General features: G+C 72.6%; 21 protein-coding genes and 2 pseudogenes. 12 read left to right on the forward strand and 11 right to left on the reverse strand.

The window, feature by feature from the left end; all coding sequences use genetic code 11:
• The first annotated feature begins 162 nt into the window (after positions 1–162).
• Together QFZ64_RS19475 and QFZ64_RS19480 are read left to right on the forward strand one after the other, a co-directional pair.
• Complete coding sequence (locus QFZ64_RS19475) at positions 163–1,623, forward strand: aldehyde dehydrogenase family protein (RefSeq protein ID WP_307067478.1); 1,461 nt, start codon at positions 163–165, stop codon at positions 1,621–1,623.
• Between the two features lie 147 nt (positions 1,624–1,770).
• Positions 1,771–2,853, forward strand: coding sequence for a DedA family protein (locus QFZ64_RS19480; protein WP_307067480.1), 1,083 nt, complete (start codon positions 1,771–1,773; stop codon positions 2,851–2,853).
• Between the two features lie 56 nt (positions 2,854–2,909).
• Here the strand turns inward: QFZ64_RS19480 and QFZ64_RS19485 are convergent.
• Together QFZ64_RS19485 and QFZ64_RS19490 are read right to left on the reverse strand one after the other, a co-directional pair.
• Positions 2,910–3,160, reverse strand: a pseudogene (locus QFZ64_RS19485) (transposase family protein); the annotation flags it as partial.
• Positions 3,161–3,299: 139 nt separating this feature from the next.
• Positions 3,300–4,178 (reverse strand): aldo/keto reductase, encoded by an 879-nt coding sequence (locus QFZ64_RS19490; protein ID WP_307067482.1) that lies wholly within the window; start codon positions 4,176–4,178, stop codon positions 3,300–3,302.
• Positions 4,179–4,264: 86 nt separating this feature from the next.
• Between QFZ64_RS19490 and QFZ64_RS19495 the strand changes: the two genes are divergently transcribed.
• A complete protein-coding gene (locus QFZ64_RS19495; RefSeq protein ID WP_307067484.1) occupies positions 4,265–4,966 on the forward strand; it encodes a TetR/AcrR family transcriptional regulator in 702 nt (233 codons plus the stop codon).
• Between the two features lie 132 nt (positions 4,967–5,098).
• On the opposite strand, the gene QFZ64_RS19500 is transcribed toward QFZ64_RS19495, so the two are convergent.
• Both QFZ64_RS19500 and QFZ64_RS19505 read right to left on the reverse strand, forming a co-directional pair.
• Positions 5,099–6,865: a threonine/serine exporter ThrE family protein gene (locus tag QFZ64_RS19500; RefSeq protein ID WP_307067486.1), complete on the reverse strand. Its 1,767-nt coding sequence runs from the start codon at positions 6,863–6,865 to the stop codon at positions 5,099–5,101.
• A 154-nt stretch (positions 6,866–7,019) separates the two neighbouring features.
• The gene (locus tag QFZ64_RS19505; RefSeq protein WP_006142076.1) at positions 7,020–7,511 is read right to left on the reverse strand and encodes an inorganic diphosphatase; all 492 of its coding nucleotides are present in this window, start codon (positions 7,509–7,511) and stop codon (positions 7,020–7,022) included.
• 798 nt (positions 7,512–8,309) lie between these two features.
• On the opposite strand from QFZ64_RS19505, the gene dacB reads away from it, so the two are divergent.
• The 6 genes from dacB to folE all read left to right on the forward strand — a co-directional run bounded on the left by dacB (position 8,310) and on the right by folE (position 16,360).
• Positions 8,310–9,893, forward strand: a complete 1,584-nt coding sequence (gene dacB, locus QFZ64_RS19510) for a D-alanyl-D-alanine carboxypeptidase/D-alanyl-D-alanine-endopeptidase (RefSeq protein WP_307071769.1) — start codon at positions 8,310–8,312, stop codon at positions 9,891–9,893.
• Between the two features lie 101 nt (positions 9,894–9,994).
• Complete coding sequence (locus tag QFZ64_RS19515; RefSeq protein ID WP_307067488.1) at positions 9,995–11,131, forward strand: zinc-dependent metalloprotease; 1,137 nt, start codon at positions 9,995–9,997, stop codon at positions 11,129–11,131.
• Positions 11,132–11,413: 282 nt separating this feature from the next.
• Positions 11,414–12,679 carry a tRNA lysidine(34) synthetase TilS gene (gene tilS / locus QFZ64_RS19520; protein ID WP_307067490.1) on the forward strand — a complete coding sequence of 422 codons (1,266 nt, stop codon included), beginning with the start codon at positions 11,414–11,416 and terminating at the stop codon, positions 12,677–12,679.
• A 76-nt stretch (positions 12,680–12,755) separates the two neighbouring features.
• Positions 12,756–13,316 (forward strand): hypoxanthine phosphoribosyltransferase, encoded by a 561-nt coding sequence (hpt, locus tag QFZ64_RS19525; protein ID WP_307071770.1) that lies wholly within the window; start codon positions 12,756–12,758, stop codon positions 13,314–13,316.
• A gap of 200 nt (positions 13,317–13,516) precedes the next feature.
• Complete coding sequence (gene ftsH, locus QFZ64_RS19530) at positions 13,517–15,553, forward strand: ATP-dependent zinc metalloprotease FtsH (protein ID WP_307067492.1); 2,037 nt, start codon at positions 13,517–13,519, stop codon at positions 15,551–15,553.
• A gap of 201 nt (positions 15,554–15,754) precedes the next feature.
• Positions 15,755–16,360, forward strand: coding sequence for a GTP cyclohydrolase I FolE (gene folE / locus QFZ64_RS19535; RefSeq protein ID WP_307067494.1), 606 nt, complete (start codon positions 15,755–15,757; stop codon positions 16,358–16,360).
• A 38-nt stretch (positions 16,361–16,398) separates the two neighbouring features.
• Here folE and QFZ64_RS19540 read toward each other — a convergent pair whose 3' ends face one another.
• From QFZ64_RS19540 to folP, 5 genes and pseudogenes are all read right to left on the reverse strand, one after another.
• Positions 16,399–16,896, reverse strand: a complete 498-nt coding sequence (locus QFZ64_RS19540; RefSeq protein WP_307067497.1) for a DUF3180 domain-containing protein — start codon at positions 16,894–16,896, stop codon at positions 16,399–16,401.
• Positions 16,897–16,949: 53 nt separating this feature from the next.
• Entirely contained in the window at positions 16,950–17,558 is a 609-nt protein-coding gene (folK, locus tag QFZ64_RS19545; RefSeq protein WP_307067499.1) for a 2-amino-4-hydroxy-6-hydroxymethyldihydropteridine diphosphokinase, read from the reverse strand.
• Positions 17,555–17,915 (reverse strand): annotated as a pseudogene (gene folB / locus QFZ64_RS19550) (dihydroneopterin aldolase). Before folB ends, folK begins: the two are co-directional and overlap by 4 nt.
• A gap of 309 nt (positions 17,916–18,224) precedes the next feature.
• On the reverse strand, positions 18,225–18,746 hold the full coding sequence (locus QFZ64_RS19555) for a nuclear transport factor 2 family protein (RefSeq protein ID WP_307067501.1): 522 nt from the start codon (positions 18,744–18,746) through the stop codon (positions 18,225–18,227).
• Positions 18,743–19,603, reverse strand: coding sequence for a dihydropteroate synthase (gene folP / locus QFZ64_RS19560; protein WP_307067503.1), 861 nt, complete (start codon positions 19,601–19,603; stop codon positions 18,743–18,745). The genes QFZ64_RS19555 and folP overlap by 4 nt, the downstream gene beginning before the upstream one ends.
• A 566-nt stretch (positions 19,604–20,169) precedes the next feature.
• On the opposite strand from folP, the gene QFZ64_RS19565 reads away from it, so the two are divergent.
• The gene (locus QFZ64_RS19565) at positions 20,170–21,300 is read left to right on the forward strand and encodes an esterase family protein (RefSeq protein ID WP_307067505.1); all 1,131 of its coding nucleotides are present in this window, start codon (positions 20,170–20,172) and stop codon (positions 21,298–21,300) included.
• Positions 21,301–21,553: 253 nt separating this feature from the next.
• Positions 21,554–22,960 (forward strand): hypothetical protein, encoded by a 1,407-nt coding sequence (locus QFZ64_RS19570; RefSeq protein WP_307067507.1) that lies wholly within the window; start codon positions 21,554–21,556, stop codon positions 22,958–22,960.
• Between the two features lie 68 nt (positions 22,961–23,028).
• On the opposite strand, the gene QFZ64_RS19575 is transcribed toward QFZ64_RS19570, so the two are convergent.
• Together QFZ64_RS19575 and QFZ64_RS19580 are read right to left on the reverse strand one after the other, a co-directional pair.
• Positions 23,029–24,297 (reverse strand): PH domain-containing protein, encoded by a 1,269-nt coding sequence (locus QFZ64_RS19575; protein ID WP_307071771.1) that lies wholly within the window; start codon positions 24,295–24,297, stop codon positions 23,029–23,031.
• Positions 24,298–24,491: 194 nt separating this feature from the next.
• Positions 24,492–25,052 carry a PH domain-containing protein gene (locus QFZ64_RS19580; protein ID WP_307067509.1) on the reverse strand — a complete coding sequence of 187 codons (561 nt, stop codon included), beginning with the start codon at positions 25,050–25,052 and terminating at the stop codon, positions 24,492–24,494.
• 31 nt (positions 25,053–25,083) lie between these two features.
• Between QFZ64_RS19580 and QFZ64_RS19585 the strand changes: the two genes are divergently transcribed.
• Positions 25,084–26,235, forward strand: coding sequence for an NADH-quinone oxidoreductase subunit D (locus QFZ64_RS19585; RefSeq protein WP_307067511.1), 1,152 nt, complete (start codon positions 25,084–25,086; stop codon positions 26,233–26,235).
• Position 26,236 lies beyond the last annotated feature (1 nt).

A 26,236-nucleotide genomic window follows, 5' to 3' on the forward strand; every position in this document is an offset into this window, starting at 1 on the left:
CCGGTCCGCCCGAGTCCGCCCGGCGCCTCCCAACTCCCCAGTCCCACACGTACGATGACGTTCGATCGAACACTCGTCGAGCGACCGATCGGTCGAGCGGATGACGGCGACTGCGACGACTGCGACGGCTGTCACGGCAGCGACAGGGGATCGAGGGAGAACATGTCGTCCTACTTCACGGACCTGGCTCAGCAGTACATCGACGGCGAGTGGCGTCCGGGTACCGGGGCCTGGGAGATCATCGACTTCAACCCGTACGACGGCGAGAAGCTCGCGACGATCACGATAGCCACCGTGGACGAGGTCGATCAGGCCTACCGCGCCGCCGAGCGCGCCCAGCGGGACTGGGCGGCCACCAACGCCTACGCCCGGCGCGCGGTGTTCGAGAAAGCCCTGCGCCTCCTGGAGGAGCGTGAGGCGGAGATCGCCGAGCTGATCATCGCCGAACTGGGCGGCACCCGCACCAAGGCCGGCTTCGAACTGCACCTCGCCAAGGAGTTCCTGCGCGAGGCGGTCCACCTGACGCTGACCCCCCAGGCCCGCGTCCTCCCCTCGCCGACCGAGGGCAAGGAGAACCGCGTGTACCGCGTCCCCGTCGGCGTCGTCGGGGTGATCAGCCCCTTCAACTTCCCCTTCCTGCTCTCCCTGAAGTCCGTCGCCCCGGCGCTCGCGCTCGGCAACGCGGTCGTCCTCAAGCCGCACCAGGACACGCCCGTCACCGGCGGCACCCTGGTCGCGAAGATCTTCGAGGACGCGGGGCTCCCCGGCGGCCTGCTCAACGTCGTGGTCACCGACATCTCGGAGATCGGCGATGCCTTCCTGGAGCACCCGGTGCCCAAGGTGATCTCCTTCACCGGCTCCGACAAGGTCGGCCGGCACGTGGCCACGGTCTGCGCCTCGCACTTCAAGCGCACGGTCCTCGAACTCGGCGGCAACAGCGCCCTGGTGGTACTGGACGACGCCGACCTCGACTACGCCGTCGACGCGGCCGTCTTCAGCCGGTACGTCCACCAGGGCCAGGTCTGCATGGCCGCCAACCGCATCCTCGTCGACCGCTCGGTGCTGGAGGAGTTCACCGCGAAGTTCGTCGCCAAGGTGAAGTCCCTCAAGGCCGGCGACCCCAGTGACCCGGCCACGGTCATCGGCCCGGTCATCAACTCCTCCCAGGCCGACGCCCTCACCGGCGCCGTCGACCAGGCCGTCGAGGCGGGTGCCACCGCCCTGGTGCGCGGGCGGACCACGGCCAACCTCGTCGAGCCGTCCGTCCTCACCGACATCCCGGCCGGCTCCCCCCTGCTCAGGCAGGAGCTGTTCGGCCCGGTGGCGCTGCTCCTCCCGTTCGACGGCGAGGAGGAGGCCGTCCGCCTCGTCAACGACACCCCGTACGGTCTCAGCGGCGCTGTCCACACCGGGGACGTCGAGCGCGGTGTGGCCTTCGCCCGGCGGATCGACACCGGCATGTTCCACGTGAACGACGGCACGGTCCACGACGAGCCGCAGGTCCCCTTCGGCGGCGAGAAGCACTCCGGGGTGGGCCGGCTGAACGGCGAGACGACGGTGGAGGCGTTCACCACGCAGAAGTGGATCTCGGTGCAGCACGGCCGCAGCCGCTTCCCGTTCTGAGCCGACCCGCGCATTCGTCGCAGGGGGCGCACAGGGCATCCTGGTGACACCCGTGGAACCCGGCGGGGACACCTTGCGTTGATAGCTTTGACCGGCCACACCTTCTCGGTGCGGCCGTACCCCCTCACTCCTCGGGAGCCCGGAACCGTGCAGACGCTTGCCCTCGGACCGAGCTGGATGGATCCGAATCACCTCCTCGACTCGTTCGGCATCTGGGGCCTGCTCCTCGTCGTCTTCGCCGAGTCGGGCCTGCTCATCGGCTTCTTCCTGCCGGGCGACTCGCTGCTGTTCACCTGCGGTCTGCTGATCACGTCGCACCAGATGGACTTCCCCCTGTGGGCGGCGGTCGTGCTGATCTGCCTCGCCGCGGTCCTGGGCGACCAGGCGGGCTTCATGTTCGGCAAGAAGGTCGGCCCCTCGCTCTTCAACCGCCCCGACTCCCGGCTGTTCAAGCAGGAGAACGTCGTCAAGGCGCACGAGTTCTTCGAGAAGTACGGCGCCAAGTCCCTCGTCCTCGCCCGCTTCGTGCCCGTCGTGCGCACGTTCACCCCGATCATCGCGGGCGTCAGCGGCATGCGGTACCGCTCGTTCCTGACCTTCAACGTCATCGGCGGCGTCCTGTGGGGCGCGGGCGTGACGCTGCTCGGCTCCTGGCTGGGCAAGATCGACGCGGTCAAGAACAACATCGAGGCGATCCTCATCCTGATCGTGCTCGTCTCGGTCGTCCCGATCGCCATCGAGTTCCTGCGCGCCCGGTCCAAGGCGAAGAAGAACCCTCCCGAGGCAGCGCCCCAGCCGGCACCGGCCGGACAAGCGGCCCACGGCCTCCCCCGGCACCCGCAGATGGACGACGCCACCACCCGCCTGCGCGCCGTCCCCCCGGCCCACCAGGACCAGCGTTACGGCAGCGGCCACCGCGACAACGGCGGGACCGGTCACGGGATGGGCAACGCCGGGCAGCAGCAGCCGTACGGTGGCCGGCAGCCGTACGGCGATCAGCAGCATCACGGCACCCAGCAGCATCATGGCGATCAGCAGCACCACGGCGGCGATCAGCAGCACTACGGCGATCAGCAGCACTACGGCGATCAGCAGCACTACGGTGACCAGCAGGATTACGGCTACCAGGACTACGGCCAGGGGCAGCAGTACCCCCAGCAGTACGAGGACCAGTCGCAGCAGCCGTACGGCTACGACCAGGGCCGCCGACAGCAGCACCCGTACCACTGAAGGGTGTTGCGGAAGGTCCGGCTTCGGCACGCCGAAGTGGCGCCTGGCCTGTTGTTTCACCGTGTCATGGCGAGGTTGTGCATGGTGGCGACGGCTTGGACCGCGTGGTGGAGGCCGTCTCCTTTCCGGCGGCAGTCGCGCGGATCTTCCAGTTCTTCATCCGGGCGAAGGTGTGCTCGACGCGGGCGCGGACGCGCCGGTGCTCGGCGTTGTCTTCTTCCTGGCCGCGCAGGAGGGGGCGACCGGCTCTCTTGCGGTGCGGGACGACCGGGCCGGTGCCGAGGTAGGCGCAGTCCACGATCCACAGTCGGTCCACGCCGGCAACCGGCCGCGGGGCGGGCTCCAGGGCCGGTGGCGGACGCAGGCGGTGGATGACCCGGCAGACGGTGGCTGGGGAGATCGTCAGACGCGGCCGAGGCCGATCACGACATTCCCGGGGCCCTTGTTCAGCGGTGGCTCTGAATGGGGGGTGTGGGCCGGTCGAGGACCGCTTGCGACTCGTCGACGAGTGCGGTCAGGCGCGCGACCTCGGTGTCGGTCAATTGTTCGGCAACTTCGGAAGCTGCGATGTTGGACCGCAGGTGGTCGGGATTGCTTGTGCCGGGGATGACGACCATGGAGGGCGAACGGCGCAGCAGCCAGGCCAGTGCGATCTGGGCCGGTGTGGCACCCAGGCGCTCCGCCGGGCCGGTCAGCTCTTGGTGGCCGCTGAGCTGTCCGGCGGCCAGCGGGAAGTAGGGGATGAAGAGGATGCCCTGCGTCTCACAGTCGGCGAGGACCTGGACGCCGCTGCGGTCAAGCAGGTTGAAGCGGTTCTGCACTGCCGCGATGGGGGTCGTCTGCTGGGCGCGGGCCAGCATCTGCGGGGACGCGCCGGACAGGCCGATGCGGCGGATCAGCCCCTGGTCTCGAAGCTGGACGAGTGCGCCGAGCGACTCCTCCAGCGGTACGTCCTGGTGCGCGCCGGGTGAGTCACCGACGAGTCGGAGGTAAGTCAGCTCGCTCGCTTCCGTTCCCATGTCGGTAAGGGCCTCATGCACCTGCCGCCGGACCGTCTCGGGGCGGCCGTCGACGACCCAGGACTTGTCCGGGCCGCGTTCCGCACCGACCTTGTTGCCCACGATCACGCCCGCGGGGATCGGTCCCAGTGCCTGCCCGATCAGCTGGTTCACCGTTCGTGGCCCGTAGGCGTTCGCGGTGTCGAAGAAGGTCACGCCCAGCTCGACGGCCAGGCGCAACACCCGCCGCGCGGCCTCCGGGTCGTCCGGAAATCCCCAGACCCCGGGGCCCGCGAGCTGCATGGCTCCGTATCCCACACGATTCATCGAGCTCTCCTGCCGTATCACTGCAACGCGAATATCGGTATCACTGAACGAATCAGTGATACACCGGGTGTCGTAGCATTGCAACTGTGGATGATGCGAAGACCCGCAGTCGCAGGCAGATCCTGGAAGTCGCAGCCGAGCTCTTGGAGCGGAAGGGCGCCCAGGCGCTGTCCACCCGCGCCGTCGCCGCGGCGGCAGGTATCCGGGCCGCCTCCTTGTACCAGCTCTTCGGTGACAAGGACGGGCTGCTTTCGGCGCTGGCCATACACGCCTTCGACCTTTACGTGGCGCAGAAACACACCTTGTCGTCGAGCGGCGACCCGGTCGACGGCATACGCCGCGGATGGGACATGCATGTCGACTTCGGCCTGGAACACCCCGCCCTCTACCTGCTGATGTACGGCACCGACCGCCCCGGTCGGCGCCCACCTGCCGCACGGGAGGCTCAGGAACTCCTCATGACGTTCCTCGGCCGCGCCGCCTCCGACGGCCGCCTACGAGTACCGCCCGTCCTTGCCGCCCACCTCACGCTGGCAGCGGTGACCGGCGTCACGCTCTCCCTGATCGGCATCCCCGAGGGCGAACGCGACCCGCAGGTCTCACCGCGCATGCGGGAAGCACTCATCGACGCCCTGACCACCGACACGAGTCCAGCCCCGGACTCCACCCTCGCCGCTCGCGCCCTCGCGCTCGATGCCACCCTCAGCAGGGCGGATCCAGCTACCGTCCCACTCCGCCCCGTCGAGACCGCACTCCTTCAGGACTGGCTCCAGCATCTCGCCCACTAGGGTCTTTCGTTTGGCTCAGGCCGGCTGGGAGGCGCGGTGCGTCTTCGACCGACCCGTGCCGGACCCCGCGACGCCGGAATGATCCAGACGAGAGGCCCTAAGGGCTCTCGAAGGCCATTTTTCGGACACGGCCTAGAACCCCCGGGTCCGCTTCGCGGCCCGCCGTCCCTCCGCCGAGCCGACCCGCAGGAACAGCCGGGAGATCTCGGCCCCCAGGTTCACCCCGATCGCGATGGCCATGGAGAGCGCCACGGCCTTGGTGAGCGACACCAGGCCGCCGTCGATGTCGTTCTGGGCGATGCCCAGCAGCCCGAAGTACGTCGCCGAACCGGGCAGCAGCGGGCCGATCGCCGCCGTGGTGAACGGCAGCGCGGACGCGAACCGGTAGCGCGACAGGAGCTGTCCGAAGAGGCCGACCAGTCCGGCCGCCGCGGCCGTGGACGCCACCGGCGACAGGTCGCCCGCGTAGCGCATCGCGCCGTAGATCGACCAGGCCACCCCGCCGTTGAGGGTGACCAGCAACACCGTCGAGCGCTCCTGCTGGAGCAGCACCGCGAAGGTCAGCGACAGCAGCATGGAGGCGGCGAGCTGCCATCCCGGCCGCTGGACGCTGCCGAGCGCCGCGTCCGGATTGAGCTCGGCGCCCAGCGTCACCCCGAAGTACAGCACCACGAGCACCCCGACAACGATGCCGGTGAAGAAGTACATGACCTCCAGCAAGCGCGCGGAGGCGGTGATGTAGAAGCCGGTGAGCCCGTCCTGCACGCCCGCCACCAGCGCCCGCCCCGGCAGCAGCGCGAACAGGCCACCCGTGATCACCGCGGACGCCTTCACGTCGACGTCCGCGAGCGTGAGGGCCACGCCGATCGCGGCCGGGGGCATGGCCGCCACCGTGAACTGGTAGAACTCCGGCAGGCCGCGCCCGGCGCACAGCCAGGCCAGCCGGTCGCCGAGCATCGCGCCCGCCGCGGCGGCGAGGAACACGAACAGACCGCCGCCGACCAGGACCGAGGCGGCGCCCGCGAGCAGTCCGCTCGCCGCGGTCAGCGCCCAGCCGGGGTACGGGTGCCGGTTGCGCCGTATCTCCGCGAGCCGCCCGTAGGCCTCCTCCAGGGAGATTTCCGTCTCGTCGTCGCTGAGGTCGTCGACGAGCTGGAAGACGGCGGAGAGCCGGGTGTAGTCGGTACCGCGGCGGCGTACCACGCGGGAGGCCGAGACCGGGTCGTCGACGAGGGACGGCTGGTACGAGACGGACAGCAGCGTGAAGGTGACGTTGGGCTCACAGCGGTCCAGGCCGTAGGAGCGGCAGACCGCGAACATCGCGGCCTCGACGTCCTCGGCGCCCTCCCCGCCCGCGAGCAGCAGTTCGCCGATGCGGAGGGTGAGGTCGAGGACGCGCGGCACGGCCGGGCCCGGCTCGTCGGCACGCCGCACCGTCTCCAGGGCGGGCCGCTCGGTGACGGACATGCGCAGCATCGTGCGCATCCGGTCCTGCCAGGGCGCCTCCTTGGTGAGCTTCACCAGGGGCACGCCGGTGGGCGGCGTGAAGGCGGGCGGGGCATCGCGGGCGCTGTACGTGCGCGGGGGGCTGAACGCGGACCGCTCGGGCTCGACGGGCGGGGGCTGCGGCACGTCCAGACCGCGCGGCATCGCGAACTCGGAGGTGGTCTCCGACTCACCGGCGGGCGCGTGCGGCACGTCCAGGCCCTTGGGGACGGCGAACTCGGACGTCGTCGACGACTCGTTGTCACCTGACGTGCCTGACGTGCCTGACGTGCCTGACGTGCCGGCAGTGCCCGATGCGCCGCCCGCTCCCGCTGCGGCTGTCGTCGGGGGCGCGAACGCGCTGCGCGCCTCGTCCGACTGCGGCTTGCGGCCGTCCGCCTCGCCCTCCGCCACCAGTTCGCCCCACCTCTCGTACGCGCGGCCCGGTCACTGCGTCCTCGGTACGGGTACTCCCCGCACGCCTCAGTATGCGCACGACAGACCAACGGGCCGCGTCGCCCACAGGGGTAACGCGGCCCGTTCGGTACGACGGGGAGGGGCGGGGAGGTCAGTGACCCCCGTGCTCCTCGGCACGCTTGTACGACCGCTCGATCTCGGCCTCGGCATCCGTGCGGCCGACCCAGTTGGCGCCCTCGACCGACTTGCCGGGCTCGAGGTCCTTGTACACCTCGAAGAAGTGCTGGATCTCCAGGCGGTCGAACTCGGACACGTGGTGGATGTCCCGCAGGTGCTCCACGCGCGGGTCCGAAGCCGGGACGCACAGCAGCTTGTCGTCGCCGCCGGCCTCGTCGGTCATCCGGAACATGCCGATGGTGCGGCACTTGATGAGGCAGCCGGGGAACGTCGGCTCCTCGAGCAGGACCAACGCGTCCAGCGGGTCGCCGTCCTCGCCGAGGGTGTTCTCGACGAAGCCGTAGTCGGCCGGGTAGCTGGTCGAGGTGAAGAGTCGACGGTCCAGGCGGATCCGACCGGTCTCGTGGTCCACCTCGTACTTGTTCCGCGAACCCTTCGGGATCTCGATCGTGACGTCGAACTCCACCGGTGGCTCCTCCATGATCAACACATAGTTCTGGTGGTTAAGTGTCCCTCACGCTTGCGTGTGATCGCGAAAGGGGCTGGTGGTCGTGCCGGAGCTGAGGGCCTGGCCGGCCGCGTACCCGCGCCCGGCGCGGTTCGCGGAGGCCGTGCCGGAACAGAGGGTGGCACGAACCGAGCGCACGGTGACACAGCGTGTGGCGCGGATCACGAGCGAGGGGGGTCCCTCGTGACGCGAATCACAAATGCCGATCCGGACCGGGAGCCGGACCCGGAGTCGAAGCCGAGGGGCATCTCGGCGGACGGGCCCACCGCGGAGGGGGCCGACGTCTCCACCGGAGCGAAGGCCGACGGGCCCCCCGAAGGGGCCGACGCCGCCACCCCGCCCGGGACCGCCGGGGCGGACCGCGGCCCGGGGGCCGAGGCGGAGCCGGACTCCGCGGAGTCGGCTTCCGCCGATCCGGCCGATCCGGCCGGCCCGGCTCAAGAGCCGGAGGCGGACGGTGTCCCGGCGGGCGGGGGCGACACGGACGGAGGCGGAGAGGCGGCCGCCCCGGGGCCCGGCCCGGAGGGCGACCCTGCACCCCGGTCCCCGACCGCCCCGGCGCCCGCGACAGCGGCCGAGGCGGCCTCCGGCTCCGTGGCCGAGGCGACCCTCGACCCCGCGGCCGGCCCGGCCCCCGGCTCCGCCGGACCCGCAGCCGGCAAGTCCCCCGACCCCGCGAGCGACCCGGCCCCCGCCACCCCCGGTGGGCCCACCCCCGCCGCTCCGGGAGCCGGCAGGCCCCGCACGGCCGCACCCGTGGCGCGGGTCCGCGCGGTCGTCGGACCGCGCGCCGCCCGCCTCGCCGATGTCGTCCACGGCGCGCTGCCGTATCTCCTGCGCGCCGTGCGGGACGGGCGTGCGCGCCTCGGGGGAGTCGCGCACGGTCTCCGTACGCGCTCCCCGCGGGCCGGCACCGCCCGGTTCGCCCTGGTCGCCGTCGTCGTCGGACTGGCGGTGGCCGCCGGTGCGGTGACCGCCGCCGGTCCCTGGGGCGCCGGCGGCCGGCGCGTCGCCGAGCGGGAGCGCGCCGTCGCGGCCGCCACCGGCGCCCCGCACGGCTCCGGCCCGGGCGCTCCCCGCCCCGCCCCCAGCGCCGTCGCCGTACTGACCGGCCTCGACCGCTCCGCAGCCACGGGAACCACCGGAACCGCCAAGGGCACCGGAACCGACAAAGCCACCGGCAAGAACCTCGCCGGCATCCTCGGCCCGCTGCTGGAGGACCCCTCGCTGGGCGACCGGCGCGGGGCCGCCGTCGTCGACGTCACCACCGGCGAACGGCTGTACGCCGAGGACGCGGACGCCGGGCTCACCCCCGCCTCCACCACCAAGATCGCCACCGCCGTCGCCGCGCTCTCCGCGCTCGGTCCCGACCACCGCCTCACCACCCGCACGGTCGTGGAACCCGGCACCCGGAAGGTCGTCCTCGTCGGCGGCGGCGACCCCACCCTCACCGCACGCAAGAAGGCGGACGGCTGGGCCAGCCTGCGCACCCTCGCCGACACCACGGCCGCCGCGCTGAGGAAGCGGCACCTGACCTCCGTGACCCTGACGTACGACACCTCCCTCTACACCGGCACCACCAGGCACCCCATCGGCGTCAACGAGAACCTCGCCGAGGTCACCCCGCTGACGGCCGACGAGGGCCGCCTGGACGATTCCGCGAGCGGCCCCGCCACCCGTACCGCCGACCCGGCCGAGGCCGCCGCCCGACGCTTCGCCGCCCTGCTCGGCGGCCACGGCGTGAAGGCCACCGTGGCGGGCTCCGCCGAGGCCACCGACCGTGCCGAGGCCCTGGCCGCCGTCCAGTCGCCGCCGCTCTCCGCCGTCGTCGAACGCATGCTGACCAACAGCGACAACGACATCGCCGAGGCCCTGGCCCGCCAGACCGCCCTCGGCACCGGCGGCGCGGGGAGCTTCGCGGGCGGTGCCGCGGCCGTCGGCGCACAGGTGAAGAAGCTCGGACTGCCGGTCGCGGGCGCGCGGTTCCACGACGGCAGCGGCCTCGACCGCCGCGACAAGCTCACCGCCCGCCTGCTGACCTCCCTGCTCGTCCTGGCCGGTTCCGCCGACCACCCCGAGCTGCGTCCGGTCCTCACCGGCCTGCCGGTCGCCGGCTTCACCGGCACCCTCAGCGACCGCTACGAGGGCGCCGACACCCGCGCGGGCACCGGCCTCGTCCGGGCCAAGACCGGCTCCCTGACCGGCGTCAACACCCTCGCCGGCACGGTCGTGGACGCCAGTGGCCGCCTCCTCGCCTTCGCCTTCCTGACCGAGAACTCCATGGACCAGCCCGCCGCCCGAGCCGCCCTCGACCGCGCCGCCGCCCGCCTCGCGCGCTGACGACGTCCGGGCGCGCCCGGGACAGGGGGCGCGGCGCCCGGGGCCGGAGGGCGCCCCGCTTCCACCTGCCCCCAGCGGCAGCGCTCCCGTACCGTTGACACATGACGAGCATCGGTGGTGCAGCATCGTCCGGGATGATCGACTGGAATCTCGCGGTGGCGACCGCGACCCGCTTCGTGCGGCCGGGCCCCGAGGTCAGCCGTGACGAGGCCCGGGCCGTCGTCGCGGAACTGCGCAAGCACGCCAAGGCCTCCGAGGAGCACGTGCGGGGCTTCACCCGGCTCGGCGAGGCGGGCGCGCACGACACCCCCGTCCTGGTCGTCGACCGCCCCGGCTGGGTCCGGGCCAACGTCGCCGGCTTCCGCGAGCTGCTGAAGCCGCTGCTCGACAAGATGCAGGAACGGCGCGGCGGCACCCCCGGCGGTGCGGTCCTCGGCGCCGTCGGCGGCAAGGTCACCGGCGTGGAGGTCGGCATGCTGCTGGCCTTCATGTCCTCCCGGGTCCTCGGCCAGTACGAGACCTTCGCCCCGGCCTCGCGCGATCTGCCCGCGGGCGAGGACGGCGGCGGCCGACTGCTGCTGGTCGCGCCCAACATCGTCCACGTGGAACGCGAACTGGAGGTCGACCCGCACGACTTCCGGCTCTGGGTCTGCCTCCACGAGGAGACGCACCGCACGCAGTTCACGGCCGTGCCCTGGCTGCGCGACCACGTCCAGGGCGAGATCCAGTCCTTCCTCGGCGAGACCGAGATGGACCCCATGACGGTCCTGGAGCGCATTCGGGAGGCCGCCCAGTCCCTGGCCGGCGGGCGCCCCGAGGGCGAGCGGGACGACGACGGCGGCCGCTCCCTGGTCGAGCTGGTGCAGACGCCCGCCCAGCGGGAGATCCTCGGCCGACTGACCGCGGTGATGTCGCTGCTGGAGGGCCACGCCGACTTCGTGATGGACGGGGTCGGCCCCGCGGTCGTGCCGTCCGTCGCCGAGATCCGCGAGAAGTTCCAGCAGCGCCGCGCCAAGGGCGCCTCCCGCCTGGACCTCGCGCTGCGCAGGCTGCTCGGCCTGGACGCCAAGCTGCGCCAGTACCGGGACGGTGAACGGTTCGTCCGGGCTGTCGTCGAGGAGGTCGGCATGGACGGCTTCAACCGGGTGTGGACCTCGCCGAACACCCTGCCCACCAAGTCGGAGATCGCCGCACCGGCGGACTGGATCGCACGGGTGCACCGCAAGCCGGAGTCCTGACGGACAGGTGCGGGACGACGGGCAGGCGACACCGGAGGGGCGGGTCCCGGCGCCGGACCGGGTCATGACAGCGGCTGCCGGGTCCTGACAGCACTCGTCCGGAGCCTGAACGAATCCGGTCGACGGCAGGGGAACGCCCCCGCAATCACCCGTCCGAGGGACCGTGGGCCCGGGAAAGGCGTGCGATGCTCGGGAAACGCCCCGGTTCTGTCACCATCTACACACTCTGCGTGACCGAACCAGGGGTCAACCCCCCCGAAAACTTCATGAAGGGAACCGGACATGGGTCCCCACCCCGCGGTCGCGGCGATACGCCTGGCGGTCCGCCGCGTCCTCCACGACATCCTCACCGAACACGCCACCACCGGCGCCCCCGACGGCGTCGACGCCCTCCGTCGCGCCCCCGCCCCGCCGGCCGGCGGCGGACGCACCGCGTCGGCGACCTCCCCCGCGCGCCCCGCAGAGGCCGTACGCCCTGCGGAAGCGGTCCACCTCGCGGAAGCCGTCCACCCCGCCGAGGCCGCCCGTCCCACCGGCTCCGTCCACCGCGCCGGCCCCGCCCCCGCGCATCCCGCGGCCGTCCCCGTGCCCGGAGCCTTCCCCGCCGTGCCCGCCCCGCTCGGCCCCGGCCGCACCGGGCCGCTCGTGCTCGTGGCCTGTTCCGGCGGCGCCGACTCGATGGCACTCGCCTCCGCCCTCGCCTTCGAGGCGTCCCGGCTCGGCATCCGCGCCGGAGGCGTCACCGTCGACCACGGCCTGCAGGCCGGCTCCGACCAGCGCGCCGAGGAGGTCGTCGAACGTCTGCGCGCACTCGGCCTGGACCCGGTCGAGTCGATCGCGGTCTCCGTCGGCCGTGACGGCGGCCCCGAGGCCGCCGCCCGCGACGCCCGCTACGCCGCGCTCGACGCCGCCGCGGACCGCCACGGCGCCGCCGCCGTCCTGCTCGGCCACACCCGCGACGACCAGGCCGAGACGGTCCTGCTCGGCCTCGCCCGCGGCTCCGGCATCCGTTCCCTGTCCGGAATGGCGGCGGTCTCGGGGGCCGCCGGCCGTTACCGCCGCCCCTTCCTGCGGCTCGACCGGCAGACCGCCCGCACGGCCTGCATGGCCCAGTCCCTACCCGTCTGGGACGACCCGCACAACTCCGACCCCGCCTACACCCGCTCCCGGCTCCGCCACGAGGGGCTGCCCGCTCTGGAGAAGGCGCTCGGCAAGGGCGTCGTCGAGGCCCTCGCCCGCACCGCGCGGCTCTCCCGGGAGGACGCCGACGCACTCGACGCCTGGGCCCGCGAGGCCGAGGAAGGCGTACGGGACGACGCCGGACGGCTGGAATGCGCCAAACTCGACGTACTCCCCCCGGCCGTGCGCCGCCGCATCCTGCGCCGCGCCGCCCTCGCGGCCGGTGCCCCGGGCGGCTCCCTCTTCGCCCGCCACATCGAGGAGGTCGACCGGCTGGTCACCGCCTGGCGAGGTCAGGGGGCCATCAATCTCCCGGGCCGGGTCGTGGTCCGTCGCCAGGGTGGCAGACTGGTGATTCGGCAAGGCTGAATCCGGGCCCCTCCCACCGGACCCTCCGCAGGGGTCGTGCGGTGGCCCGGAATGGCCGGTGGGACGACCGAAAGTGATGCGGGTGGACGCGAAAGACATGGGCACCGACCTCAAAGAGGTGCTCATCACCAAGGAAGAGATCGACGCGAAGCTGGCCGAGCTGGCCGCGAAGATCGACGCGGAGTACGCGGACAAGGACCTGCTGATCGTCGGCGTCCTCAAGGGCGCGGTGATGGTCATGGCGGACCTCGCCCGCGCGCTGTCCACCCCCGTCACGATGGACTGGATGGCGGTCTCCTCCTACGGAGCCGGCACCCAGTCCTCGGGTGTGGTGCGGATCCTGAAGGACCTCGACACCGACATCAAGGGACGGCACGTCCTGATCGTCGAGGACATCATCGACTCCGGCCTGACCCTGTCCTGGCTGATCTCGAACCTGGGCTCCCGGGAGCCCGCCTCCCTCAAGGTGTGCACGCTGCTGCGCAAGCCCGACGCGGCCAAGGTCGCGATCGACGTGGAGTGGGTCGGCTTCGACATCGCCAACGAGTTCGTCGTGGGCTACGGGCTCGACTACGCCGAGAAGTACCGGAACCTCCCGTTCGTCGGTACGCTCGCGCCCCACGTGTACGGCGGCTGACCCCGCGCGGCAGGGTTCCCGCGGGCTTCCGCGGGACGGCCGGGAACCCCTGCGGGGTCCCCGCCGTTGAAGCATGCGAGGACGGGATCGCGGGAACCCGCGCTGCGGCGTCGGGTGACAATCCTGGGGTACCGTCCGAAGAACAGTCTTCTATCAAACTCACTATGGCAGGAGGGACGGGGCGGCACCGCTCCGTATGGATGGACGTGAAGCGATACTTCCGTGGGCCGGTCATGTGGATCGTGCTGGCCGTCCTTGCCGTGGTCGTGTTGATGCAGGTCGTCGGCTCCTCCGGCGGCTACAAGACGGTGGACACCGGCCAGGTCGTCCAGGCGATCAACCAGAACAAGGTCGAGTCGGCCAAGCTCTCCACCGGTGACGACCAGGTCATCAAGGTCCAGCTCAAGGACGGCGTCAAGGTCGAGGGCAGCTCGAAGATCCAGGCGAGCTACATCGGCGACCAGGGCGTCAACCTGGCCAACACTCTTCAGGACAAGTACCAGAACAAGCAGATCCCGGACGGATACACGGTCTCGCCGTCCAAGCAGAACCCCTTCCTGGGCATTCTGCTGACGCTGCTCCCCTTCGTCCTCATCGTCGTCATTTTCCTGTTCCTGATGAACCAGATGCAGGGTGGCGGCTCCCGGGTCATGAACTTCGGGAAGTCCAAGGCGAAGCTCATCACCAAGGACACCCCGAAGACGACGTTCTCGGACGTCGCCGGGTCGGACGAGGCCGTCGAGGAGCTCCACGAGATCAAGGAGTTCCTCCAGGAGCCGGCGAAGTTCCAGGCCGTCGGCGCCAAGATCCCCAAGGGCGTGCTGCTGTACGGCCCGCCCGGAACCGGCAAGACGCTGCTCGCGCGGGCCGTCGCCGGTGAGGCCGGGGTCCCCTTCTACTCGATCTCCGGTTCCGACTTCGTCGAGATGTTCGTCGGTGTCGGTGCCTCCCGGGTCCGTGACCTCTTCGAACAGGCCAAGGCGAACGCCCCGGCGATCGTCTTCGTCGACGAGATCGACGCGGTCGGCCGCCATCGCGGCGCCGGCCTCGGCGGTGGTCACGACGAGCGCGAGCAGACGCTGAACCAGCTCCTCGTCGAGATGGACGGCTTCGACGTCAAGGGCGGCGTCATCCTCATCGCGGCCACCAACCGGCCCGACATCCTGGACCCGGCGCTGCTGCGCCCCGGCCGGTTCGACCGGCAGATCGCCGTCGACCGCCCGGACATGCAGGGCCGGCTGGAGATCCTCAAGGTCCACCAGAAGGGCAAGCCGGTCGCCCCGGACGTCGACCTGTCGGCCGTCGCCCGCCGTACCCCCGGCTTCACCGGTGCCGATCTGTCCAACGTGCTGAACGAGGCCGCGCTGCTGACGGCCCGCAGCGACCGCAAGCTGATCGACAACCAGATGCTGGACGAGGCGATCGACCGTGTGGTCGCGGGCCCGCAGAAGCGGACCCGGATCATGTCGGACAAGGAGAAGAAGATCACCGCGTACCACGAGGGCGGTCACGCCCTGGTCGCGGCGGCCTCGCCGAACTCCGACCCGGTGCACAAGATCACCATCCTGTCCCGCGGCCGGGCCCTCGGTTACACGATGGTCCTGCCGGAAGAGGACAAGTACTCGACCACGCGCAACGAGATGCTGGACCAGCTCGCCTACATGCTGGGCGGCCGGGCGGCCGAGGAACTGGTGTTCCACGACCCGACCACGGGCGCGGCCAACGACATCGAGAAGGCCACGTCCACGGCGCGCGCCATGGTCACCCAGTACGGCATGACCGAGCGGCTCGGCGCCATCAAGTTCGGCGGCGACAACACCGAGCCGTTCCTCGGCCGTGAGATGGCTCACCAGCGCGACTACTCGGAAGAGGTCGCCGCGCTGGTGGACGAGGAAGTCAAGAAGCTGATCGAGAACGCGCACAACGAGGCCTGGGAGATCCTGGTCGAGAACCGCGACGTGCTCGACAACCTGGTGCTGGCCCTGCTGGAGAAGGAGACGCTGGGCAAGGAGGAGATCGCCGAGGTCTTCGCCTCCATCCACAAGCGTCCCCCGCGTCCCGCGTGGACCGGTTCCTCGCGTCGCACGCCGTCCACCCGCCCGCCGGTGCTCTCCCCGAAGGAGCTCGCACTGACGAACGGGGCGAACGGCGCCACGGCGATCAGCACCGTCAAGTCCACGGCGGCCGAGTCCGCCCCGGTGGTCGAGCCGGCCCCGGAGGACCGCCGGGACAGCTGAGTCCCACGGCTCTGACGGGCCCGACGGTCGTCCGCCGGCCGCCCGTCGGGCCCGGAACAAATGCCGCGCCTCCCAGGTTCTAGCCTGGGAGGCGCGGCATTTCGTCGTACGGCCGCGCGGGAGCGCCCCCGTACGCGCGGCCGGTACGCACGACGCGTGGGAGACCCCGGACGCGTCACAGGCTCAGGAACGAGGGAGCAGATGACGGACCCGGTGACGCTGGACGGCGAGAGCACGATCGGCGAGTTCGACGAGAAGCGCGCCGAGAACGCCGTGCGCGAGCTCCTCATCGCCATCGGCGAGGACCCCGACCGCGAGGGCCTCAGGGACACCCCGGGCCGGGTGGCGCGGGCGTACCAGGAGATCTTCGCAGGACTGTGGCAGCGCCCCGAGGACGTGCTCACCACGACGTTCGACCTGGGCCACGACGAGATGGTGCTGGTGAAGGACATCGAGGTGTACTCGACCTGCGAGCACCACCTGGTGCCGTTCCGCGGCGTGGCGCACGTCGGATACATCCCGTCGGCCAACGGGAAGATCACCGGCCTGTCGAAGCTGGCCCGGCTGGTGGACGTCTACGCCCGCCGCCCCCAGGTGCAGGAGCGGCTCACCACGCAGGTCGCCGACTCGCTCATGGAGATCCTCGAACCGCGCGGGGTGATCGTGGTGGTCGAGTGCGAGCACATGTGCATGTCGATGCGGGGCATCCGCAAGCCCGGTGCCAAGACGATCACGTCGGCGGTGCGCGGCCAGCTGCGCGACGCCGCCACCCGCAACGAGGCGATGAGCCTGATCATGGCCCGCTGAGCCGTCGGCAGTCACCCGGCGCGGGAACCGGCGGTGCCTCAGGCGGGGGCCGCGGTGCCGTTGCCGTCGTTCTTGTCGTCGTCACCGTCCTCCGGGAGCCTGCACACGCGCTCCAGGAAGAAGGCGGCCGCTATGACCGCGATGCCGGCGACGACCGAGGCGCCCGCGTAGATGGCCTGGTCGCGTCGGCTGGGGATGTCGAGGTACTCCAGCAGGAAGGCGCCCACGCCGCCGTACATGCCGGCGACGAGCGCGGCGACCAGGGCGCTCGCCTGGCCGAAGACGACCGAGCGGGCGGCCATCAGGGGGTCCACGCCCTTCGCCTCGGGCCGGCGCTCGCGCTGGGCCCGTAGCCGGGAGCGCAGCGACAGCGCGGTGGCCAGCAGGACCGCGGCGATCAGCGCCAGGACGATGGGCGCGGCCGGCGGGACGCCCGGGAGGGTGCCCACCGCCGTCCACAGTCGGGCGCCCGCCCAGGACAGGACTCCGGCCACCACGAACACCGCCGCCAGCGTCCTGATGCGCAGCTCTTTCACGGTGCCCCTTCGTCGGTGTCGAGCGGTCGTTCCGGCTCGATAGACCTTAACGACTACTCGGGCAGCCGTAGTTCCAGGTCCGCGCGCGGCGCCACACCGTCCCGGGTGAGCGCGGCGAGCAGGTCGGCCACCCTGCCGTGCCCGGGCAACGCCGCGGAGGGGTCCACGTCGTACCAGGGTGCCAGCACGAAGGCCCGCTGGTGCGCGCGCGGGTGGGGGAGGGTCAGCACGGGATCGTCGGAGACGGCGTCGTCGTACGACACGATGTCGACGTCGAGCGTGCGCGGCCCCCAGCGTTCGTCCCGGACCCGGTGGAAGGCCTCCTCCACCGCCTGCGCCCGCTCCAGCAGCGAGGACGGCGGCAGCGTCGTCCTGAGCACGACCACCGCGTTGAAGTAGGACGGCTGGCTGCCCGGTTCGACGCCCCACGGCTCCGTCTCGTAGACGGGGGAGACCGCCTTGACGCGGACGCCGGGCGTGTCCTCCATGGCGTCGACGGCGCCCTGGAGGGTCTCCAGGCGGTTGCCGAGGTTGGAGCCCAGGGAGAGCACGGCGCCCCGGGGGTTCTGCAGGGTGCTGTCGGCGGCGTCCACCCGCGCGGTCACCGAGGCGGGCACGGGCTGGACCACAGGGTCGCCGGGTCCGGGGCTGAAGGCTGTCATACGCGGCTCCGGGCGATGGTGACGGTCACGTCGTCGAACGGCACGGTGAGGGGGGCCTCGGGCTTGTGCACGCACACCTCGACCTCCTCGACCCGTTCGTGCCGCAGACAGGCGGCGGGCGATGCGCTCGGCGAGGGTCTCGATCAGGTCGACGGGGTCGCCCCCGACGAGTGCCACGACCTCCTCGGCGACGATCCCGTAGTGCACCGTCTTCGTCAGGTCGTCGTCCGCGGCGGCGGGGCGGGTGTCCAGGCCGAGGACGACGTCCACGACGAAGGTCTGCCCCCGTTCGCGTTCCTCGGGGAACACGCCGTGGTGGCCGCGGGCCCTCAGCCCGCGCAACGCGACACGGTCCACGCGTCTCACTCCTGCCGGTCGGTGCGGAGCGGCCGGGCGACGGCCGCCGGGGCCATATGCGGGCGGCATACCGGCCACGAACGAATCTACCCGTGCCCACTGACAGCACCCCCGCCCGGGGACACGGGCCCGACGACGGCCGGAACCGGCCGCTTCGGCCGTCCCGCCCGAGCGAGGACGCCCACGGGCCGGCCGCCGCGCGAGGGGCCGTGATTCCCCCCACGTCCGGATCGTGGACGGACATGTGAAGGTACGTGTGAAGGACGTGCCCCGGCATCCACCCCGCATCGGCCGGCCGACGGTGTCCGTTCAGGCCGTCGTGTCCGGGTCGCCGCCGGTTCCCCCGGTGTCCCCGCCGTCGGATTCGGCCAGTACCGGGGAGGCGTGGTGGGACCACAGCCGCCAGCCGTCCGGGGTGCGGCGCCAGACGTTGGTGGCGACCACGAGCTGGCCGACGAGCGGCCCCGGCTCGTCGCCGCCCTCGGGCGCGGGGCCGCCGCTGAGGATGTTCTCGGTGCAGGTGACCACGGCGGTGTCGCCGGTCACCGAGACGTGCACGTCGGTGAGGAAGAACTGGATGTACTCGGTGTTCGCCATGATCAGCGCGTACGACCGCAGCACCTCGCCGCGTCCGGTGAGCACCGGCCAGCCCGGGTGGACGCAGGAGATCACCCCGCTCTCGGCCGGGTCGTGGTACTCCTCGTCGACGCCCACGTCGGAGGGGGTCAGCCAGATCGAGGACAGCTCCTCGAAGTCGCCGCGTTCCATCGCCTCGTAGAAGGCGGTGTTGGCCTGTTCGACCTGTTCGACGTCGAGGTGGGGGGCGGTCATCGGGCTCCTTCCACGGCGCGGGCGACGCGCACGGCGTCGGCGGTCGCGCGCACCTCGTGCACCCGCACCGCCCACGCGCCCGCCTGCGCCGCCAGCGCGGAGACGGCGGCGGTGGCGGCGTCCCGCTCGCGGGCGGGCGGCGGGGCGCCGTCCGGCCCGGCCAGCACCCGGCCCAGGAACCGCTTGCGCGAGGCGGCGACCAGCAGCGGGTGGCCGAGGCCGAGGACCCGGTCCAGGCGGGCCAGCAGGGCGAGGTCGTGGTCGACGTCCTTGGAGAAGCCGAGTCCCGGGTCGACGACGATCCGGTCCGGCGCGACACCGCCGGCCAGGACGGCCTCCACGCGCGCGTGCAGCTCGTCGACGACCTCGGTGACGACGTCCCCGTACACGCCCCGGATGTTGCCGCCCTCCAGGAAGCCGCGCCAGTGCATGACGACGAAGGGGACGCCCGAGGCGGCGACGACGGGGACCATCGCCGGGTCGGACAGGCCGCCGCTGACGTCGTTGACGAGGACGGCACCGGCGGCCACCGCCTGCTCGGCGACCCGGGCCCGCATGGTGTCGACGGAGACCACCACCCCCTCGGAGGCGAGGCCCCGCACCACGGGGACGACCCGCCGGAGTTCCTCGGCCTCGTCGACGCGGGTGGCGCCGGGCCGGGTGGACTCGCCGCCGACGTCGACCAGGTCGGCGCCCTCTCCGACGAGGTCCAGGCCGTGCTTGACGGCAGCGGTGGTGTCGAACCAGCGGCCGCCGTCGGAGAAGGAGTCGGGCGTCACGTTGACGACTCCCATGACCGCACAGCGGTCCCATGTCGGCAGTCCAGCCACGGGGCTCCGCCCGGTCTCTTCGCGCATGTGTTCAGCGTAGGCGGCGTACCGGGGGAGGACGTACCGCGTAGGCGGCGTACCGCGTGAGGGCCACCTGTTCCCGCACCCGCGGGCGCCCACGGGCCCGCGCCCGTGCGGGTTCCGCGAGCTCGCGAGCATCGGCCGCCCCGCTGCCTCGGGCGTCGACCTCGGTGCGCTGCGCTGCCCGGATTCGAGCCGGGACAGGGTCCTGATCGGGATGCCGGTGGTCTGCGACAGGGCGGTCGAGGTGGCGCCGCGGCGGTGGCGCCGCCGGCGGGCGCCTTCGACCTGGTGTCCGTCCACCCCTTCCCCCTGCGGCGCCAGGCCGGCCGTATCGACGAAGCCCGCCCGCGCATCGCCCCGGCCCGGGGCGGCATGCCGGTCGCCGCCGCCGGCCAACCGCGGGTACGTGCCGCGGGCCGGGCGAGCCCGCACCTGTCGGCGCACCGCGTGCCCGCTCCCGACGCGTTTGCGCGGGCGTCCGGCTTGCCCCCTCTATCCTGATGCACTCCGTTCCCTCCCGGTGCGCTCCGCCGCGCACCCCGGGACCCGGCACAGGCGAAGGGAGGCCGATGGGCCTCACCGGCACCACCACCCTCATCGCCGCCACGCTGTGCGCCACCGCGCTGTTCGCCGGCACCGTCTGGTGCTGGCCCCGGCTGGCCCGCGGCTCCTGGCGGACCGTCGGCGGACGCGTCGGGCTGCTGCTCGCCACCCAGCTCGCGCTCTTCGTCTGCGTGGCCCTCGCCGCCAACCGCGACTTCGGCTTCTACGCGAGCTGGGCGGATCTGTTCGGCCGGGAACGGGGCGAGGGTGTGGTGGTCGAGTACACCCCGGGCGGAGCGGGCGGCGCGGACGGACCGCTGCGGGTCGTCGGCCTCGAAGGGGTCGACGGGCCCGCCGGGCCGGACACGGCCGACGGACAGATCCAGCGCGTCCGGATCGTCGGCCGCACGACCCGCATCGCCACGCCCGCGCTGGTCTATCTGCCGCCGGAGTACTTCCGGCCCCGGTACCGCGCCCGCACCTTCCCCGTCGCCGTGGTGCTCACCGGCTATCCGGGCACGGCCGAGGCGCTCGTGCGGGGGCTGCGCTACCCGCAGACGGCCCACCGGCTGGCCGCGGCGGGGCGGATGCGGCCGATGGTGCTCGTGATGCTGCGGCCCACCGTGGCACCGCCGCGCGACACCGAGTGCGTGGACGTCCCCGGCGGCCCGCGCGCCGAGTCGTTCTTTGCCGCGGACCTGCCCGAGGCCGTCGTGGCGCACTACCGGGTGGACCGCGCACCCGGCGGCTGGGGCGTCGTCGGCGACTCGACGGGCGGCTACTGCGCACTGAAACTGGCCATCCATCACCCGGACACCTACGCCGCCGGCGCGGGCCTGTCCGCGTACTACGAGGCACCCGTGGACCGCACCACCGGCGACCTGTACGGCGGCGACCGGAACCTGCGCCACCGCGCCGACCTGTGGTGGTGCCTCGAGAACCTGCCCGCGCCGGACACCTCACTGCTCGTCAGCAGCAGTCGAGAGGGCGAGAACAACTACAAGGACACGCTGGAGTTCATAAGGCGGGTGAAGGCCAAGGGGTTCACCAGGATCTCGTCGATCATCCTGGACAGCGGCGGCCACAACTTCAACACCTGGCGCCGGGAGATCCCGGCGACGCTGCGCTGGATGAGCGGCCGGCTCGGCGCCCGGTAATGCGCGGCGAAAAGGCGGATATAGGCGAACCGCAGGTCGCACGGGGTGCCGGGGGCGGGAATGGGCGTTGTGGGCCGATCACGGAAACCCCAAGAAATGATCTTGAGAGGGAGCTGTCGGAACGTTCGCGCACCGCGCCCGCACTTCCGTTCCGCACCCTTGGGGCGGTTGATGCATCAGGAAGCTTTCGGTGTGGCCGTGTTTTTACCGGCCGGGGCACCATCATTCGCCTACGCGCGGTAAGTTTCTGGCCATGCCACGTGGACGTCACCGTCATTCCCCGCCTCTGCACCGGCTGTTGCCCCCCTCGGCGATCGCAGGCGTCTCGGTCGTCTGCGCCGTGGGACCCTGGTTGTTCACGGAAACCGCGCTGCTCCGTGCGCTGGCCGCGGGTGCCGCGGTGACGACGGTCGTCGGCACGTTCGTCATGCGCCGCTGGGACGTCGCGGCCGGCAAACGCGTCGCCGACCTCACGCGTGCGCGGGCGAGTGACGAGTGGCGGCACGAGGAGCGGGTCGCGGAGCTCGAGACCGACGTCGAGGAGTCGCGCGAGCTGCGCCAGAAGATGGAGCACAAGCTGCGGGCCAAGCGCACCGAGCTGGCCCGGCTGCGCAACGAGCATGCCGCGCTGCTGCGCCGGTACGCCACGGCGGAGACGGAGCGCGCGAGCGCGCTGGAGGGCCGCCGCCTGCTGGAGATCGAGGCGGCGCCGGAGAACGAGGCGGCGGCGTCCGAGACGGAGGAGTCCGCGGAGTCCGCGCGCGAGGCGGCGACGGCCACGGCGGCGACGGAGGCCACGAGCGCGGCCGACGCGCCGGCACCGGCGGCTTCCGAGGGGCCCCGGGCGTTCTCCCCGTCCGGCGGCGCGCTCTTCCGGAGCGCCGACTCCGCGCTGGAGCGCCTCGCGCGCGCGGGCGCCCTGACCAAGGACGCCAAGGACGCCAAGCACACGAAGGACACCCAGGACGACAAGGACACCGACACCTCCGAGGGCGCGGCCCCTGACGCCTCCGTCGCGTCCGCCGAGTCCGCAGAGGCCGTCGAGTCCGCCGAGCACACGGCCACCGCCCTCCAGGGGTCCGACGGCTCCGCCGAGGACGCCGTCCAGGCACCCGCCGACGCCGAGGTCGCGACCGCCGAGGACCCCGCGGAGCCGGTCACCGACGGCGACTCCCACGACGACCGCGGTCCCCAGGACGACCCGCCGACCCGCGCCCCCCGGCAGCGGTCCGCCGAGGACGCCGCCGCGACGGCCGACGCCCCCGCGCAGGACACGGCCGTCCACGGGCCGACGGACGCGGCGGCACCCGCCCCCGCGGCCGGCGCCCCGCTCGGCCGGCCCACCGGACCCGGGCACTTCACCGTGCCCACGGCGGTCGCCGTCGTACCGGCCGAGGCCCCCCGACGGCCATCGGTCCAGGGCGGGTTCGACTTCTTCGGCACCCAGAAGACGGCCCCCGAGCGCACGGCGGACTCCGTGCAGAACGAGGACCTCGCGGATGTCGTCGGCCAGGAGGCGCTCGCGCTGCACAAGGCGGAGGCCGAGTCCGGGTTCAAGCCGGCCGGTCCCGGGGTGCGGGCCGGGCAGGTCATCGACCTGACGGCGCACGACGAGACCGAGCAGATCGACATCGAGGGACTGCGCTCGGCGGCCTCGTAGCCCCCTCTCGCGGACGGCGGCGCAGCCTCTCCCCGGCCGACGGCGACGGCGACGCAGTGGCCGTCCCGTCACGCCATCCAGCGGTCCGGCGGCGCGGCCCGGCGCCCGGTGCCGGAACGGTCCGCCTGGGCGCGCAGCAGCTCCGCCGCCTCGCCGGCGTCCCGCAGCCGGGCGGCGACGGTCCCGCCCGCGCCGTTGTCCACGCGCACCGAGGCCAGCCCGTGCAGCCGGGCCCACGGCCCCTGCGTCAGCCGTACGCTCTGCACCTTCGCGTGCGGGACCAGGGCGAGCCGGCGGCCCAGCAGCCCGTGCCGGGCGGCGAACACCGTGTCCGTCACCGCGAGCCCGTGGCCGCGCCACCACAGCGGCAGGCAGCGGCCCGCCCGGCGCGGTGGGCGCGACAGTTCGGCCGGCACGGTGACGCCGGGCAGTATCCGGGTCACCAGCGCCTCGGCGATCTCGCGCGGGGCGACCGGCACGAGCACCGTGTTGGACGATCCGGCGACCGACAGCTCCACCCGCACCCAGTCGGGCCGCCGCCACAGCACCGGCTGCACGATCCGTACGGTCTGCACCCGCCCCGGCGGCACGGTCTCGTGCGCGCGGTCGAGCAGTCCGCGGTCGATGCGGAGCCCGTCGGGCGACTCGGCCACCGTCCAGTCGTACTCGGTGGCGAACCGGCCCACGCTGCCCGCGCCGGCCGCGCCGAGCAGGGGCAGCGCGGTCGCCAGCACCGTCCACAGGTTGTGGGTGGCGAGCCACAGCAGGGCCGGAAGGACGAGCGCGCCGGCCAGTGTCGCCCAGGTGGTGACGGTCAGCGCGAGCGAGGCGGCGAGCATGCCGGGCGGCACCCGCAGCAGCCCCCGGGACGGGGCCTCGCCCACCTCGTGCGCGGTCTCGGGCGCGAACCCGGCCGCGCGGGCGAGGAGTTCGGCGCGCAGGGCACGGGCCTCCGACTGGCCCAGGTAGGCCAGCTCGTCCTTCTTGTCGACGCCTATGACGTCCAGCCGCAGCTTGGCCACGCCCGCCACCCGGGCGAGCAGCGGCTGGGTGACGTCGACCGCCTGGAGCCGTTCGAGCCGGATGTGCGCGGTGCGGCGGAAGAGCAGTCCGGTGCGGATGCGCAGCTCGCTGTCGGTGACCGAGAAGTGGGTGAACCACCAGCTCAGGAAGCCGTACAGAGCGGCGGCCGGGACGAGGACGGCGAGGGCGAGGAGGAGGGTGGTGGTGGCCAGCCGGTCCAGCTGGCGCTGCGTTTGGTCGGGGTCGTGCACCGCCCAGCCGAAGACGACGGCGAGGGGTGCCCAGGCCCGGCGGAAGGGCGTGACAGGGTGCAGCCTGCGCTCGCCGGGCCGGTGCCCCGCCCCGTCGTGCGCCCCGGGCGCGAGAGGCTTCCGTCCACGTGGCGGGCGATCGTCCCGCACGCTCGGCGCACGCTCCTCCCGCAGACCCGGCGCGCGCTCTTCCCCCACGCTCGGCGCGCGTTCCTCGCGTACACCCGGCGCGCGCTCCTCCCGTGCGCCCTCGCCCGTCACAGCCCGGCCGATCGGGCCTCGCCGAGCCGGGTGAGGTGGTCGCGCAGGCGTTCGGCCTCGGCGGGGGCGAGGCCCGGGATCGTCGCGTCCGTCGCCGCGGCCGCCGTGTGCAGCTGCACCGTCGCCAGCCCGAACCGCCGTTCGACGGGGCCGGAGGTGACTTCCACGAGCTGCATCCTGCCGTACGGCACCACGGTCTCCTCGCGCCACAGCACGCCCCGGCTGATCAGCAGGTCGTCGGCGCGCTCGGCGTACCGCCAGGAGCGCCAGTTGCGGCCCAGCAGCACCCAGCCCCAGGCCAGCGCGGCGAGCGGCAGCAGCGCGCACAGCGCCCAGCCGGGCCCGGCCAGCAGCCCCGGCAGCAACCCGGCGCCGAGGGCCGCCGACCCGAGCCACAGCGCCAGCAGCAGCCGCCGCATCCGCAGCAGTCCGGGCGGCAGCCCGCGCCACACAGGCTCGCCGCGGCCGGCCGCACCAGCCGCATCGCCTGTGCCGTCCCCGCCCGTGCCGTCCTCGTCCTCCGCCGCGCCGCCGCCCGCGGTGCTCCCCAGCTCCATGCCGCAAGCGTACGTACGAGAGACTGATGCCATGACTCCCACGACGGAGACCACGGTCGGTATCGGCGGCGCCGCGGAGAGCACCGACATGGTGCTCAACATCGGGCCCCAGCACCCGTCCACGCACGGCGTGCTGCGGCTGCGCCTCGTGCTGGACGGCGAGCGGATCCTCAGCGCCCAGCCGGTCATCGGCTACATGCACCGGGGCGCGGAGAAGCTGTTCGAGGCGCGTGACTACCGTCAGATCATCGTGCTCGCCAACCGTCACGACTGGCTGTCGGCCTTCGCCAACGAACTGGGCGTGGTCCTCGCCGTCGAACGGATGCTCGGCATGGAGGTCCCCGCCCGCGCCGTGTGGCTCCGCACCCTGCTCGCGGAGCTGAACCGGGTGCTGAACCACCTGATGTTCCTCGGCTCGTACCCGCTGGAGCTCGGCGGCATCACGCCGATGTTCTACGCGTTCCGGGAGCGCGAGGAGATCCAGCACGTGATGGAGGAGGTCTCCGGCGGGCGCCTGCACTACATGTTCAACCGGGTCGGCGGCCTCAAGGAGGACCTGCCCGCCGGGTGGACCACGCGGGCGCGCGGCGCCGTCGCCGACGTCCGCTCCCGCATGGACGTCTACGACGATCTGGTGCTCGGCAACGAGATCTTCCGCGGCCGTACGCGCGGGGTCGGCGTCCTGTCGCCCGAGGCGGTGCACGCGTACGGGGTGAGCGGGCCCATCGCGCGCGCCTCCGGCGTCGACTTCGACCTGCGGCGCGACGAGCCGTACCTGGCGTACGGGGGGCTCCAGGACGTGCTGAAGGTGGTCACCCGGGAGGAGGGCGACTGCCTGGCCCGCTTCGAGTGCCTGCTGGAGCAGACCCACAACGCCCTCGACCTCGCCGACGCCTGCCTGGACCGGCTCGCCGAGCTGCCGCCCGGCCCGGTCAACCAGCGTCTGCCCAAGGTGCTCAAGGCCCCCGAGGGCCACACCTACGCCTGGACCGAGAACCCGCTCGGCATCAACGGCTATTACCTGGTCAGCAAGGGCGACAAGACGCCGTACCGGCTCAAGCTGCGCTCGGCGTCCTTCAACAACATCCAGGCGCTCACCGAACTGCTGCCGGGCACGCTGGTCGCGGACATGGTGGCCATCCTGGGGTCGATGTTCTTCGTGGTCGGCGACATCGACAAGTAGG

Source organism: Streptomyces sp. B3I8, from assembly GCF_030816915.1.
Lineage (GTDB): Bacteria > Actinomycetota > Actinomycetes > Streptomycetales > Streptomycetaceae > Streptomyces.